Source organism: Micromonospora sp. WMMB482 (assembly GCF_019038635.1).
In the GTDB taxonomy this organism is placed as follows: domain Bacteria; phylum Actinomycetota; class Actinomycetes; order Mycobacteriales; family Micromonosporaceae; genus Micromonospora; species Micromonospora marina.
On sequence record NZ_JAHOPD010000020.1, the window covers coordinates 739104 to 752084 of the forward strand.

Here is a 12981-nt window from a genome sequence, read left to right on the forward strand (position 1 = left end):
TGCCGCCCGTTCGCCCCTCCGACGCGACTCCCCCCAAACCCCGGCCGCCGTCCGGCGGGCGACCGGGGTCCGACGTGGACGCCGAGGTGGTGTCGCTGCCGCCGGACGAGGAAAGCGTCGGCGGACCCGAGTGGGCCGACGACGGGCCGGGCGAGACGCTCCACCACAGCCGAGCCGAGATCCACGCCTCGGGCGAGAGCGAGAGCCACAAGGAACAGACCCCGGAACAGGCCCGGCGGGACACCCGTGAACTGGCCGCCCGGTTCGAGGAGGAGAAGCCCGGACGGGTGCTCGCCGGACCGGTCGGCGTCCTCTTCACCGGCATCACCGTCGCGGTCGGGCTGCTGACGCTCTGGCAGGTGTTCTTCCCGCTGGCCCAGGGCAGCAAGTACTACCTGATCTTCTTCCTGGCCGGCGTCCTGCCGATGGTGTTCCTCGCGTACCCCTCGGGGGTGCGGCTGCGGCGCACCGCGACCGACGTGGACCACCGGCGCGGGCCCACGCCCGTGGACTGGCTGCTGGCCCTCGCGGCGCTCGTGGTCTGCCTCTACCCGGTGCTGCCGGTCACCATCGGCGCGGGTGGCGGCGGGTACGACGCCTTCCTCGACCGGCAGGGCCTGCTGGATCCGCTGGACGTGGCGCTCGGCACCGGGCTGCTGCTCCTGCTGCTGGAGGCGTGCCGGCGTACCACCGGGTGGATCCTGCCTGCGGTGTGCATGCTGTTCCTCGGGTACGGCTACTACGGCGGGCTGCTGCCGCAGTCGTGGCCGGTGGCGCACGCGGGGCTCGACTTCGGGCAGCTCGTCGACGCGTTCTACAACTCCGACAGCGGCTTCTACGGCACCCCGCTGGACGTGGCCGCCTCCTACATCGTGCTGTTCACCATCTACGGCGCGGTGCTCAACCTGTCCGGCGCGGGCCGGTTCTTCGTGGAGTTGTCCGCCGCCGCGTTCCGCCGCTCCCGGACGGCCGCCGGGCGCACCGCCGTCGCCTCGGGCTTCCTGCTCGGCACCGTCTCCGGTTCCGGCGCCGCCACCACAGTCAGCATCGGCGCGGTGACCTGGCCGATCCTGCGCCGCGCCGGCTACCCGGCCGAGCGGGCGGGCGGCATGCTCGCCGCCGCCGGCGTGGGGGCGATCCTGTCCCCGCCGACGCTCGGCGCCGCCGCGTTCATCATCGCCGAGTACCTGGGCGTGTCCTACCTCCAGGTGCTCGGCTGGGCGACGGTGCCGACGATCCTGTACTACCTGGGCATCCTGCTCTCCGTCGAGATCGACGCCAGGCGCTCCGGCGTGCGGCCGGTGGTCATCGACACCGGCTCGGCCTGGCGGCTGCTGGCCCGCTTCGGCTACCACTTTCTCTCGCTCTTCGTGATCATCGTGGTGCTGGCGCTCGGCGCCTCGGCGATGCGCGCGGTCGTCATCGCCACCGCGCTCGCGGCCGTGCTGTCCTTCCTGGACCGGCGGCACCGCCTGACGCCGGCCCGGCTGGTGGCGGCGCTGCGCGACGGCGTGCGCGGCGTGCTCGCGGTGAGCGCCGTCTGCGCCGCGGCCGGCATCATCACCGCCACCACCACGAAGACCGGCCTCGGGCCGCAGGCCGCCGCGCTGCTGATCGACGGCGCGCAGGTGGTCAGCTCGGAACCGGCAGTGGTGCTGGCGCTGACCGCCGTGCTCGCCGCGATCGCGCTCAGCCTGCTCGGCCTCGCGGTGCCGGTCACCGCGTCGTTCGTCATCGGCTGGGTGATCATCGGCCCGGCGCTGCTGAACCTCGGCGTCGAAGCGCCCGCCGCGGCCATGTTCGTCTTCTACTTCGCGGTGCTGTCCGAGGTCTCGCCGCCGACCGCGCTCGCCGCGGTCGCCGCCGCCGCGGTCACCGGCGGCCGGCTGGTGCCGACCATGTGGCAGACCCTGCGGTACGCGCTGCCGGCGTACCTGATCCCGCTGGCCTTCGTGATCACGCCGACCGGTCTCGGGCTGCTCGGCATCGGCGGGCCCGGGCGGATCGTGACGGCCGGTCTGGTGTCGGCACTGGGCGTCGCAGTGCTGGCGGTCGCGGCCGGCGGCTGGCTCCCCGGTGTGGGCCCGGCCGGCGTGCCGGAGCGGATCGTCGGCGCGATCGCCGGACTGGTGCTGCTCTGGCTGGAACCGCTGCCCATGGCGATCGGCGCGGCGCTCGCCGCGCTCGCGGTCGCGGGCGTGTACGTCCGACGTGGCGCCGCCGGGCACCCCGGCCGCCCGGCGGTCGAAGAATCCGTGGACCTTGGGGAGGAGAGAGAGTGGGACGGATCGACACGAGGATAGTGGCGGGTGTCGGGGCGCTCGTCCTGGTCGCCGCCGGTGCCGCCGGCTGCGGGGGCCGTCAGGACGGCGCGGCGAAGGACGACGCCGCCCGCGAGGTCAGCTGCAAGGTCACCAAGGACACCCGGGTCGGCATCGCCACCGGCAACGCCACCGGCGTCTACTACGTGGTCGGCAATGCGCTCGCCGGTGAGCTGAGCAAGACCACCGACGGCAAGCTCACCGGGACGGCCGCCGAGACCGGCGCCTCGGTGCAGAACGTCGAACAGCTCGTCGCCGGCCAGTACGACGTGGCGTTCTCGCTGTTCGACACCGCCGTCAACGCGGTGCAGGGCAAGGGGAGCTTCACCGCGCCGCAGCCGGTGAAGGCGCTGGCCCGGATCTACGACAACTACACGCAGGTGGTGGTCCGCGCCGACGCGGGGATCACGTCGGTGGCCGACATGAAGGGCAAGAAGATCTCCACCGGTTCGCCCAAGTCCGGCACCGAGGTCATCGCCAACCGGCTGCTCACCGCCGCCGGGCTGGACCCGGCCAAGGACATCCAGGCGCAGCGGCTGGACCTCACCAAGACCGTCGACGGCATGAAGGACGGCAGCATCGACGGCTTCTTCTGGTCCGGCGGCGTGCCGACCGGCGGGGTCACCGACCTGTTCACCACGTCCGGCGACAAGGTGAAGTTCGTCGACATCAGCCCGCTGCTGCCGAAGATGGCGGAGCTGAACCCGGCGTACCAGGCGGGCACCATCGGCAAGGACATCTACCGGACCCCGGCCGACGTACCCACCATCGTGGTGCCGAACGTGCTGCTGGTGCGGGACAACCTGGACGCCGACGTGGCCTGCGCGATCACCCGGACGGTCTTCGAGAAGCGCGACGCCCTGGCCCAGGCCAACCCGGCGGCGAAGGGCATCGAGCTGGGCAACGCCCGCAAGACCGACCCGGTGCCGCTGCACCGCGGCGCGGAACGGGCGCTGAGCGACCTCGGCGCGAGCTGACCCGAACGGGCCGGGCCCGGACGCGCGTCCGGGCCCGGCCCACCGACCCGAACGGGAGACCCCCGTGCCGCTGCCCCACCCGGCCCGCGTACGCCGGCATCACCGCTCCGCGGACCGCGCCGGACGCCTCCGCTCGGTGCGCGTCCAACTGCTGGCGCCGATCCTGGTCGCCACCGCCGGCCTGGTCGTGCTGGGGGCGGCGCAGACCGGCGCCGCGCTCGACGCGTCCGCCGACGCCGACCGGGCCCGCGTGCTGGCGGGCACCGCCACCGCGACCGTACGTCTGGTGCACGAGCTGGAACGCGAACTGGGCGAGACGGCCGCGTTGCGCCAGCGCGGCGGCACCGCCGGCCGCCCGCTGGTGGACGCGCAGCGGCGCCGGGTCGACACGGCTGTCGAGCGCTACCGCTCGGCGCAGGACGACGCCCGCCGGGCGGCCCCCGACCTCAAGCCCGTGCTCAACGATGCGAGCCGGCGCCTCGACAAGCTCACGCCCACCCGGGAACTGGCCGTGACCGGCGAGGGTGCCGACCCGGCGTACGTGTCGCTCGTGGAGTCCCTGCTCGCCGTCGCGGACGCGCTGCCCAGCCAGCTCCGCGACGCGGACCTGGCCAACCAGGCGCGCGAGGTCGCAGCGGTGGCCGCGCAGGAGCACCTGTCCGCGCTGGAACGCGACCTGCTGCGGGCGGTGTTCGTCCGGGGCGGGCTGGAGCCCGGCGAGCTGGCCCGGCTCGGCCGGCTGCGGGGCGCCCGGGAGCAACGGCAGGCGGAGTTCCTGCGGATCGCCTCCGGACCGGCGAACAAGGCCTGGTACCGGCTGATCGACGGCACGGACGTGCTCGCGGCCCGGCGGATGCGCGACACCGTGCTCGACACCGACGGCACGCCGGACGCGCTGAAGACCGACGGGGACGCCTGGTACGTGGCGCAGAGCGGCGCGATCCGCCGGTACAACCTGCTCGGCCGGAACCTGTCCGACGGGCTGGACCGGGACGCGGCGGACCTGGCCGGGGCGGCCCGGCTGCGTGCGGTGCTCACCGCGGGCGCGACGAGCACCGTCGCGCTCGGCTCGCTCGTCACCGCCGTGCTGCTGGCGGTACGCACCAGCCGCCGGTTGCGCCGGCTGCGGGTGGCCGCGCTCACCATGGCGAACCGTGAGCTGCCGGAGCGGATCACCGCGATCGCGGCGGGCGAGCGGACCCCGGCGGAGGGCCCGGCGACCCGGATGACCGACGGGATCCGGCGCGGCCGGGACGAGGTGGCGCAGGTCGCCGAGGCGTTCGACACGGTGAACCGGGCCGCGTTGCGGCTGGCCGGGCAGCAGGCCGAGTTGCGGCTGGACGTGACCCGGATGGCGGAGGCGCTGGCCCGGCGGATCCGGACGCTCATCACCCGGCAGCTGCGGCTGCTTGACGACTTCGAGCGCGAGGAGACCGACCCGGACGCGCTGGCCCGGCTGTTCGCCCTGGACCACCTCGCCGCCCGGTTGCGCCGCAACGGGGAGAACCTGCTGGTGCTCGCCGGTGGCGAACCCGGCCGGGGGCACGAGGGCGCGTTGCTGCTGGACGACGTGGTCCGGGCGGCGGCCTCCGAGATCGAGGACTACCCGCGGGTGGAGATCGACGTGCCGACCGCGGCGGTGCACGGCGCGGCGGCCGGCAACCTGGTGCACCTGCTGGCCGAGCTGCTGGAGAACGCCACCGTCTACTCGCCACCGGAGGCCCGGGTGCTCGTCGACGGGCGGCGCACCGTCGACGGGCTGGTGCTGCGCGTCCACGACCAGGGCATCGGCGTCAGCGAGAGCCGGCTGGCCGAGATCAACGAAAGGCTGGACGCGCCGGCCACGCTGTCCAGCGCCGCGGCGGGCAGCATGGGCCTGCACGTGGTGGCCCACCTGGCCGCCCGGCACGGGATCCGGGTGCAGCTGCACAACCCCGGCATCGGCACCGTGGCACAGGTCGACGTACCGGAGTCGGTGCTGACCCGGGTCGAGTCGGTGCCGTCCCGGCCGGCCGCCGAGCGGCGACCGCGCGCGGCGGCCTGGTTCAAGTCCGGGCCCGCCACACGGCCGGCGGCCGGCGCCCGCAGCCTCGTCACCAGCGCCACGACCGTCGGCCCGGTACGCGGCGTGGCCGCCGTCCGCACGCCCGGAGGCGCGTTGCCGGCGCCGAGCGCGGCGCGGATCCGGCCGGTGAGCGTGTCGCCGGCGCCCGTCCCGACCACCGCCGCCGGGCTGCCCCGGCGGCAGGTGGGCGGCCACCTGCCCGAGCCGGTGCCGGACGCCACCGCGCCGCCGCCGGCGACCGACCTGCTCGACCCCGAAGTGGTACGTGCCCGGCTGTCCGCCCTCGCCGAGGGGGTGGCCAGCGCGACCCGCCGTGCCCCGACCACCACACCCCACGGGAGAAGACCATGACCTCACCGTCCTCCACCGGCCTGGACTGGCTGCTGGCGAATTTCGCCGAGCAGGTGCCGGACGTCTCGCACGCGCTCGCGGTCTCCGAGGACGGGTTACGGCTGGCGTCCTCGCCGGACCTCTCCCCCGACCAGGTCGACCAGCTCGCCGCCGTGATCAGCGGGCTGGCGAGCCTGACCGTGGGCGCGGCCCGGCTGATGTCCGCCGGCCGGGTACGCCAGCAGATCGTGGACATGGACGGCGGGGTCATGCTGGTGATGGCGGTGGGTGAGCGGGCGCTGCTCGGCGTGCTGGCCGCGCCCGGCTGCGACCTGGGTCAGATCGGCTACGAGACGGCGACGCTGGTGCAGCGGGTGGCGGAGGCGCTGGAACCGGCGGTCCGGCGGTGACCGGCCGCCCGCTGCGGCTGCTGGCCGCGCTGATGACGGCGGTGCTGGTGGTCGGTTGCGCGGCCGAGGACTCCACCCCGGAGGCGTGGCACGGCGGGCGGATCTTCCTGGCCACCGGCAACACCACAGGCGTCTACTACCAGCTCGGCGGCGGGTACGCCGACCTGATCACCCGCCATTTGCCCGGGTACGAGGCGCGGGCGGAGCCGACGGGCGCGTCGGTGGAGAACATCACCCGAGTGGCGAGCGGGGACATGGAGATCGCGTTCAGCCTGGCCGACACGGCGGCGGACGCGGTCGACGGGCGCGGCGCGTTCGACAAGCAGCCGCAGCCGGTACAGGCCCTGGCCCGGGTCTACAGCAACTACACGCACGTGATCGTCCGCGCCGACGGCAAGATCGGCAGCTTCGCCGACCTGCGCGGCAAGCGCATCTCCACCGGCTCGCCGAAGTCCGGCACCGACATCATCGCCGGGCGCCTGCTCACCGCCGGTGGCATCGACCCGGACCGGGACATCCAGCGGTTCAACCTGTCGCTGCCGGAGACGGTCAAGCGGATGCGCGCCAAGGGCCTGGACGCGATGTTCTTCTCCGGCGGCCTGCCCACACCCGGCGTCAAGGACCTGCTCTCCTCCGCACCCGGCGCGTTCCGACTGCTGCCGCTCGACGAGCTGATCGAACCGTTGAGCGCCCGGTTCGGCGCGGTCTACACCACCGCGACGCTGCCGAAGGAGGCCTACGGCACGTCCGAGCCGACGCCGACCATCACCGTGGCGAACGTGATCCTGGTGGCCGCGGACATGCCGGAGCAGCTCGCGTACGACCTGACCCGGGTGCTGTTCACCTGGCAGGGCGAGCTGATCCAGGTGCACCCGGAGGCGGCGAACTTCAACCGGTCGAGCGCCGCGGCGACCCGGCCGATCCCGCTGCACCCTGGCGCGCAGCGGTTCTACCGCACCGGCTGAGCGCGGGACCGCCTGCTACGGCGTCCAGTCGCGCCGCAGCAGGCCGTAGATCGCCAGGTCCGTGAAGCCGTCGCCGTCGTACTCGCGGTCCCGCTGGGTGCCCTCGTGGACGAACCCGCATCGCTCGGCGGTACGCCGCATGGCCGTGTTGCCGGCGAGCGTCTCGATCTCCAGCCGGCGCAGGTTGCGGTTGCGGAAGCCGTACCGGCAGAGCAGCCGGATCACCTCGGTCCCGTGCCCCTGGCCGCGCGCCTCCGGCAGCAGCGTGATGCCGAGGTGGGCGTACCCGTTGAAGGTGTTGATCCCCCACAGCACGCCGGTGCCGAGGAACGTGCCGTCGGCGACGGTCTCGGCCAGCAGCGACACCGCGGCGTCGGCCGCCGGCTGCTCGGCGGCGCGCTTTTCCAGCCGGGCCCGGACCTGGCCCACGTGGTGCGGCAGGAACGGCTCGTCGTCGGTGACCAGGTGCAGTTCCGGATCGGCGTTCAAGCGGAACAGGTCCGGCGCGTCGTCTGGGGTGGGCGGGCGCAGGCGGACCCGGTCGGTGGCGAACATCCCGCGACGCTAACAGCCGGTCCCGAGCCACTCGACCGGATTATCCGGCCGCCGCCGGGCGTCCCACATGCCTAAACTAAGTACTTAGCTAACCGAGGAGGTCGCGCTGTGTCCGCTGAGGCTGCGCACTACAACATGCATGACGCCAAGACCCACCTGTCGCGCATCATCGAGCGGGTGGAGCGCGGCGAAGAAATCATCATCGACCGGGCGGGCACCCCCGTGGCGAAGGTCGTACCGCTGGTGCGCCGGACCGACCGCACAGCGATCGGCTCCCTCGCGGGGCAGGTCGACCTCTCGGGCGACTGGGATTCGCCACAGACCAACGCCGAGATCGCCGCCGACTTCGGAATCGGCGCATGACCCTGCTGCTGGACACCCACATCGCGCTCTGGGCCATCACCGGCGACGCCACCCTCGGTGTCGAGTTCCTCGACCGGCTACGCCACGACCCCGATGTCTTCCTCTCCCCGGTCAGCCTCTGGGAGATCACCATCAAGCAGCAGGCGGGGAAGCTCTCCGGCCCGCCCGACCTGGCCGAACGGGTGCGCGACATGGGTTTCCGCGAACTCCCGGTGACCCACGACCACGCCATCACCGCGGGCCGCCTGCCGCCGCATCACCGTGATCCGTTCGACCGGATGCTGGTGGCGCAGGCGATCACGGAGGACCTGACCCTGGCCACGCGCGACGCCTCCATCCCGCTCTACGAGGTAGACGTCCTCAAGGTGTAGGCCTCAGGCGTCGGCGGGGGCGGTGGCGGCCCGCGCCGCCGCCACCAGCCGGGCGGTCTCAGCGGCCACGTCCTCGTCGTCGGCAGGCGTCCCCGGGTCGTAGCGGACCGTCCAGGTCAGACCGTCGACGCCCGACACCCGCCGGGCCGCGATCCGCCCGGAGCCGCCGGGCACCTCGTGGTGCGAGGTGTACGCCACCGAGCCGGTGACCCGGGCCCGGACCTGGTGCGGCAGGTCTCCCGGGTCGACGAGCAGGTACGTCTCGGGGAGCCCGTCCGCGACCACCAGGTAGCCGTCGTGCTCGGCGACCGGCTCAGCCGGGGTGACCGTGAGTTCGCGGCCGGACCAGACCGCCTTGAGGATGTCGTGCCAGCCGAGGCGGTCGACGCGGCCGGGCAGCCAGAGCCCCCGGTTGCTGGCGACCAGTACGCCGTCGTTGCCGCCCTCACCGGTGCCGGCGGCGGCCCAGGCGAGCACCCGCTCGTCGGCGGCCAGCGGCGGCCGGTCGGCCGAGGGCAGTTTCGGCCGGCGGTTGAACAGACCCATCACAGCTCTCCGGCAGCTTGCTGGCCGAGCGCACGCGCATGTTGCTCAAGCGATAGCAGCTCTCCGAACAACGCGAAGTACTCGTCCTTGTTATTGACCGGGTTGACACGTTGGAGCTTCGACTTGACCTCCCGGATTCGGGCGGTGACTGATCCACGCTGCAGGCGTGCGAGCTGGATTGCTACGTAACGAGGGTCCGGTGGACCATCCAAACGAAGCGGTTCGACCGAAAGTTCGCTCACGAGGGCTTGTCCCGCCAGATCCTCACACAAGTCCCGGACCTTCTCGATCCATACGGCGCCGCTCGCCGCAGAGGAGGCGCCGCCAGCTGCCGCAATTGCGGTGCGCACTGAGGAATGAATGGGGTCGCGATACTCGGATGCCTCTACCGCGTCGAACATCGGCCCAGCCAGGGCGGGCTCCTGAAGTGCGAGTTTCAACGCCTCACGCTCCACTCTAGCCTGAGGGCTGTCAACAACAGGGCCAGTTGCAGTTGACTTGGCAACGGGCGTTGAGCCCTTGGCGGCAGTCGGAGAGCTTGCAGCACGCACAGCGCGCTGCACCACATCGATCTCCATGCCTAGTAGGTCTTCAGCGAGCCTACGGCCGTAGCCTTCTCTCTTCTCGCGGTCCTTAATCATGGCAACGAGGGGAGCGGCACGATGCATAGCTTCGATACGCCCATCAACGGTGTCCAGGTCGTAACGACTCACAATGTGCCGGAGGGCGAAGTCGACGAGCGGCTCGCGGCGGGCCACCAGGTCGCGCACGGCCAGGTCGCCCTTGGCCAGGCGCAGGTCGCACGGGTCCATGTTGTCGGGGCTGACCGCGATGAAGGTACGCCCGACGAAGCGCTGGTCGTCCTCGAAGGCGCGCAGCGCGGCCTTCTGACCGGCCGCGTCGCCGTCGAAGGTGAAGATGATCTCCCCGGCCCGCTCGTCGCTGTCGAACAGCACCCGGCGCAGCACCGAGATGTGGTCGCCGCCGAACGCGGTGCCGCAGGTCGCCACCGCTGTCGGTACGTCGGCCAGGTGGCAGGCCATCACGTCGGTGTAGCCCTCGACCACCACCACCTTGCCCTGCTTGGCGATCTCCCGCTTGGCCTGGTCGATGCCGTAGAGCACGTGCGACTTCTTGTAGATCGGCGTCTCGGGGGTGTTCAGGTATTTCGGGCCGTCGTCGTCGTCGAAGAGCTTGCGGGCGCCGAAGCCGATCACGTCGCCGGTGATGTCCCGGATCGGCCACATCAGGCGGCGGCGGAACCGGTCGATCAGCGAGCCGGACCGGGCCGGGCGGGACAGGCCGGCGGTCACCAGTTCGTCGTGGGTGAAACCCTGCTGGCGCAGGTGCTTGGTGAGCAGATCCCACCCGTCGGGGGCGAAGCCGCAGCCGTACCGCTCGGCGGCGGCCCGGTCGAAACCGCGCCCGGCGAGGAACTCCCGGGCCGGGCGGGCGCCCGCGGTGGTGAGCTGAGCCCGGTAGAAGTCGACGGCGGCGGCGTGCGCGGCCACCAGACGCTGCCGCTGCCCCTGCTGCGGGCGGGTACGCGGCGCGGACCGGTCGTCCTCGACGTAGCGCAACTGGATGCCGGCGCGGGCGGCGAGCCGCTCGACGGACTCGACGAAGCTGAGGTGCTCGGCGTCCATCAGGAACTTGATCGCGTCGCCGCCGACGCCGCAGCCGAAGCAGTAGAACACGTTGCGGGCGGGCGAGACGTTGAACGACGGGCTCTTCTCGTCGTGGAACGGGCAGAGCCCCTTGAGGTTGCCGCCCCCGGCCGACTTGAGCGTCACCACCTCGGAGATGACGTCCGCGATGGCGGTGCGCTCGCGGACCAGCGCGATGTCCTCGTCCCGGATCCGCCCCGCCATGACCGCCACCCCCTCGGCGTACATCCTGCCCTGCCGGACCGACGTTCCGGCGGCCGGGGGGACGGGCGTGTGGCCGGCCACGCCCGTCCCCGCCGGCTCAGGCCGAGCGGGCCGTCGCGGGATCGCCGATGCGCGGGAACGGCTCGATGGAGAAGACCACCTCGACCGGCACCTCGAAGTACGCGGCGATGCGCAGCGCCAGGTGCAGGCTGGGCCGGAACTCGCCGCGCTCCAGGTAACCGACGGTCTGGTAGTGCACACCGAGCGCGTCGGCCAGGTGCCGCCGGGAGATGCCCCGTTCGGCGCGCAGCACCGCGATGCGGTTGTGCACGGTCTCGCTCATCGACGCCCTCTCATCCGACCCGCTGCATGGCCCGCTCCCGCCGGGCCGCGACCCGTGAGCCGGACTCCCGGCGGGCCATCCGGCGCAGCACCACCGGGGCCAGCACCAGCCCGAGCACCGCCCAGGCGCCGAGCACGCCGACCGTCTCCAGGTGCCGCCAGGAGCCGCCGAGTTCGACAGCCGCCAGGTCGCCCGGGAGCAGCGCCGAGCGCATGCCCAAGCCTAGCCAGTAGAGCGGGAAGACCTGGGCGACGCCCTGGAGCCAGCCGGGCAGGCCGTTGATCGGGTAGAAGATGCCGGACAGCGCGATGAGACCGAAGATCGGCATCACCACCAGGCCCATGTTGCGCGGGTTCTCCACCAGCGAGCCGATCACCGCGCCCAGCGGCAGCGTCGCCACCAGCCCGAGCGGCACCACCCAGGCCAGTGTGAGCCAGGCGCCGGGGTCGCCGAGCCGCAGGCCGTCGAGGAAGAACAGACCGGGCGTGAGCTGGATGACCACGCCGATCAGCGCGACCGCCGAGACCAGCACGATCTTGCCGACCAGGTAACCGAGCATGCCGTCCGGGATCGCCTTGGCGCGTAGCAGCGTGCCGTCCTCCCGGTCGATGACGAGCTGGTTGGCCAGCCCGAGCAGGCCGCCGAAGAGCAGGCCCATGCCGAGCGCGCTGGGCAGCGTACGGGCGCCGAGCGAGAAGTCGGTGCCGGGCACCGTCGAGCCGCGCATCCAGAACACGGCGACCAGCAGCACCACGGTGGGGAAGAAGTAGGTCCAGAGATCCTGGCCGTTGGTGAACGTGGCGCGCAGCTCGATCGCGCCGCGCCGCAGCCCGGCCCGCAGCGCGTTGGTGGTCGGGTTCATCCGTTCGCCTCCTGCTGCCACACCCGCCCGGCCCGGCCGGTACGGATGCCGGTCTCCTCCTCGTGCACCAGCGCCAGGTACGCGTCCTCCAGGGTGGCCCGGCGCACCTCCAGCTCGCGGACCCGGTCGCCGTGCTCGCGGAGCAGGTCGCGCAGGAACGCGGTCGCGTCGGCGGTGGCGTGCACGTACCGCTCGCCGTCCCGGGTCCAGCGCACCTCGGCGTCCCCCGCGACGCGCCGGGCGAGCTGGTCCGGCGACCCCTCGGCGATGATCCGGCCGCCGGCCAGGATGAGGATGCGGTCGGCCAGCTTCTCCGCCTCGGCCAGGTCGTGCGTGGTCAGCACGATCGTGGTCTCGTCCAGGTCGGCCAGCCGGTGCACCAGCTCGTGGAACTCGCGCCGGGCGGCCGGGTCGAACCCGACTGTGGGCTCGTCCAGGAACAGCAGTTCCGGCCGGCCGACGATGCCGACCGCGACGTCGAGCCGGCGGCGCTGACCACCGGAGAGCCGGGCCACTCGGCTGCCGGCGTGCGCGCCCAGGCCCACCGTCTCCAGCAGCTCGTCGACCGGCCAGGGGCGCGGGATCCGGTCGGTGGCGTACGGCGCGTAGAAGTCGCCGAGGTGGCCGAGCAGCTCCCGCACCCGCCACTTGCCGTGGTCGCGCCAGGACTGGAGCACCACGCCCAGCCGCGCGCGCCACCGCTCGTCGCCCCGGGCCGGGTCGGTGCCGAGCACGCGCACCGTGCCTGCCGAGGGCAGCCGGAAGCCTTCGAGGATCTCGATGGTGGTGGTCTTACCCGCGCCGTTGGGCCCGAGCAGTGCCACCACCTCGCCCCGCCGGGCGGTCAGGTCGACGCCGTGCAGCACGTTGACGGCGCCGTAGCGCATGCGCAGATCCCGTACGTCGAGGACGAGATCCTCGCCGGGAGGTCGGGGGGACGCGACGGCCCCCGGCAGTTCGACCGCAGTCATGCCCCGGAATGTAGCATCCCTACTACAAAAT

The 12981-nt window shown here is 72.8% G+C and carries 13 protein-coding genes; 7 read left to right on the forward strand and 6 right to left on the reverse strand.

Features of this window, described 5'->3' with window-relative positions; all coding sequences use genetic code 11:
• The first annotated feature begins 74 nt into the window (after positions 1 to 74).
• The 5 genes from KSK32_RS04255 (at position 75) to KSK32_RS04275 (ending at position 7068) form a co-directional block, all read left to right on the forward strand.
• Entirely contained in the window at positions 75 to 2303 is a 2229-nt protein-coding gene (locus tag KSK32_RS04255) for a TRAP transporter fused permease subunit (protein ID WP_216928659.1), read from the forward strand.
• The gene (locus tag KSK32_RS04260; protein ID WP_216928661.1) at positions 2279 to 3298 is read left to right on the forward strand and encodes a TAXI family TRAP transporter solute-binding subunit; all 1020 of its coding nucleotides are present in this window, start codon (positions 2279 to 2281) and stop codon (positions 3296 to 3298) included. Before KSK32_RS04255 ends, KSK32_RS04260 begins: the two co-directional genes overlap by 25 nt.
• A 64-nt stretch (positions 3299 to 3362) precedes the next feature.
• Complete coding sequence (locus tag KSK32_RS04265; RefSeq protein WP_216928663.1) at positions 3363 to 5714, forward strand: nitrate- and nitrite sensing domain-containing protein; 2352 nt, start codon at positions 3363 to 3365, stop codon at positions 5712 to 5714.
• The gene (locus tag KSK32_RS04270) at positions 5711 to 6103 is read left to right on the forward strand and encodes a roadblock/LC7 domain-containing protein (RefSeq protein WP_128138772.1); all 393 of its coding nucleotides are present in this window, start codon (positions 5711 to 5713) and stop codon (positions 6101 to 6103) included. Before KSK32_RS04265 ends, KSK32_RS04270 begins: the two co-directional genes overlap by 4 nt.
• Positions 6100 to 7068, forward strand: coding sequence for a TAXI family TRAP transporter solute-binding subunit (locus KSK32_RS04275; RefSeq protein ID WP_216928665.1), 969 nt, complete (start codon positions 6100 to 6102; stop codon positions 7066 to 7068). Before KSK32_RS04270 ends, KSK32_RS04275 begins: the two co-directional genes overlap by 4 nt.
• 15 nt (positions 7069 to 7083) lie before the next feature.
• Here KSK32_RS04275 and KSK32_RS04280 read toward each other — a convergent pair whose 3' ends face one another.
• On the reverse strand, positions 7084 to 7623 hold the full coding sequence (locus KSK32_RS04280) for a GNAT family N-acetyltransferase (RefSeq protein WP_216928667.1): 540 nt from the start codon (positions 7621 to 7623) through the stop codon (positions 7084 to 7086).
• 108 nt (positions 7624 to 7731) lie between these two features.
• Here KSK32_RS04280 and KSK32_RS04285 point away from each other — a divergent pair, with 108 nt between their 5' ends.
• Positions 7732 to 7986 carry a type II toxin-antitoxin system Phd/YefM family antitoxin gene (locus tag KSK32_RS04285; protein WP_128138775.1) on the forward strand — a complete coding sequence of 85 codons (255 nt, stop codon included), beginning with the start codon at positions 7732 to 7734 and terminating at the stop codon, positions 7984 to 7986.
• On the forward strand, positions 7983 to 8357 hold the full coding sequence (locus tag KSK32_RS04290) for a type II toxin-antitoxin system VapC family toxin (RefSeq protein ID WP_216928669.1): 375 nt from the start codon (positions 7983 to 7985) through the stop codon (positions 8355 to 8357). Before KSK32_RS04285 ends, KSK32_RS04290 begins: the two co-directional genes overlap by 4 nt.
• A 3-nt stretch (positions 8358 to 8360) precedes the next feature.
• Here KSK32_RS04290 and KSK32_RS04295 read toward each other — a convergent pair whose 3' ends face one another.
• From KSK32_RS04295 to KSK32_RS04315, 5 genes are all read right to left on the reverse strand, one after another.
• Positions 8361 to 8903, reverse strand: coding sequence for a hypothetical protein (locus KSK32_RS04295; protein ID WP_216928672.1), 543 nt, complete (start codon positions 8901 to 8903; stop codon positions 8361 to 8363).
• Positions 8903 to 10798, reverse strand: a complete 1896-nt coding sequence (dnaG, locus tag KSK32_RS04300; protein WP_216935796.1) for a DNA primase — start codon at positions 10796 to 10798, stop codon at positions 8903 to 8905. The genes KSK32_RS04295 and dnaG overlap by 1 nt, the downstream gene beginning before the upstream one ends.
• Before the next feature lie 73 nt (positions 10799 to 10871).
• Positions 10872 to 11117, reverse strand: coding sequence for a helix-turn-helix transcriptional regulator (locus KSK32_RS04305; RefSeq protein WP_216928674.1), 246 nt, complete (start codon positions 11115 to 11117; stop codon positions 10872 to 10874).
• A 10-nt stretch (positions 11118 to 11127) separates the two neighbouring features.
• A complete protein-coding gene (locus tag KSK32_RS04310; RefSeq protein WP_216928676.1) occupies positions 11128 to 11979 on the reverse strand; it encodes an ABC transporter permease in 852 nt (283 codons plus the stop codon).
• On the reverse strand, positions 11976 to 12950 hold the full coding sequence (locus KSK32_RS04315; RefSeq protein WP_216928678.1) for an ABC transporter ATP-binding protein: 975 nt from the start codon (positions 12948 to 12950) through the stop codon (positions 11976 to 11978). The genes KSK32_RS04310 and KSK32_RS04315 overlap by 4 nt, the downstream gene beginning before the upstream one ends.
• Positions 12951 to 12981 lie beyond the last annotated feature (31 nt).

Excerpts from the sequence above, each read along its gene's own strand:
- KSK32_RS04270 (WP_128138772.1), top strand. The coding sequence starts at position 5,711 with ATGACCTCACCGTCCTCCACCGGCCTGGACTGGCTGCTGGCGAATTTC.
- KSK32_RS04280 (WP_216928667.1), bottom strand. The coding sequence starts at position 7,623 with ATGTTCGCCACCGACCGGGTCCGCCTGCGCCCGCCCACCCCAGACGAC.
- KSK32_RS04290 (WP_216928669.1), top strand. The coding sequence starts at position 7,983 with ATGACCCTGCTGCTGGACACCCACATCGCGCTCTGGGCCATCACCGGC.
- KSK32_RS04295 (WP_216928672.1), bottom strand. The coding sequence starts at position 8,903 with ATGGGTCTGTTCAACCGCCGGCCGAAACTGCCCTCGGCCGACCGGCCG.
- dnaG (WP_216935796.1), bottom strand. The coding sequence starts at position 10,798 with ATGTACGCCGAGGGGGTGGCGGTCATGGCGGGGCGGATCCGGGACGAG.
- KSK32_RS04305 (WP_216928674.1), bottom strand. The coding sequence starts at position 11,117 with ATGAGCGAGACCGTGCACAACCGCATCGCGGTGCTGCGCGCCGAACGG.
- KSK32_RS04310 (WP_216928676.1), bottom strand. The coding sequence starts at position 11,979 with ATGAACCCGACCACCAACGCGCTGCGGGCCGGGCTGCGGCGCGGCGCG.
- KSK32_RS04315 (WP_216928678.1), bottom strand. The coding sequence starts at position 12,950 with ATGACTGCGGTCGAACTGCCGGGGGCCGTCGCGTCCCCCCGACCTCCC.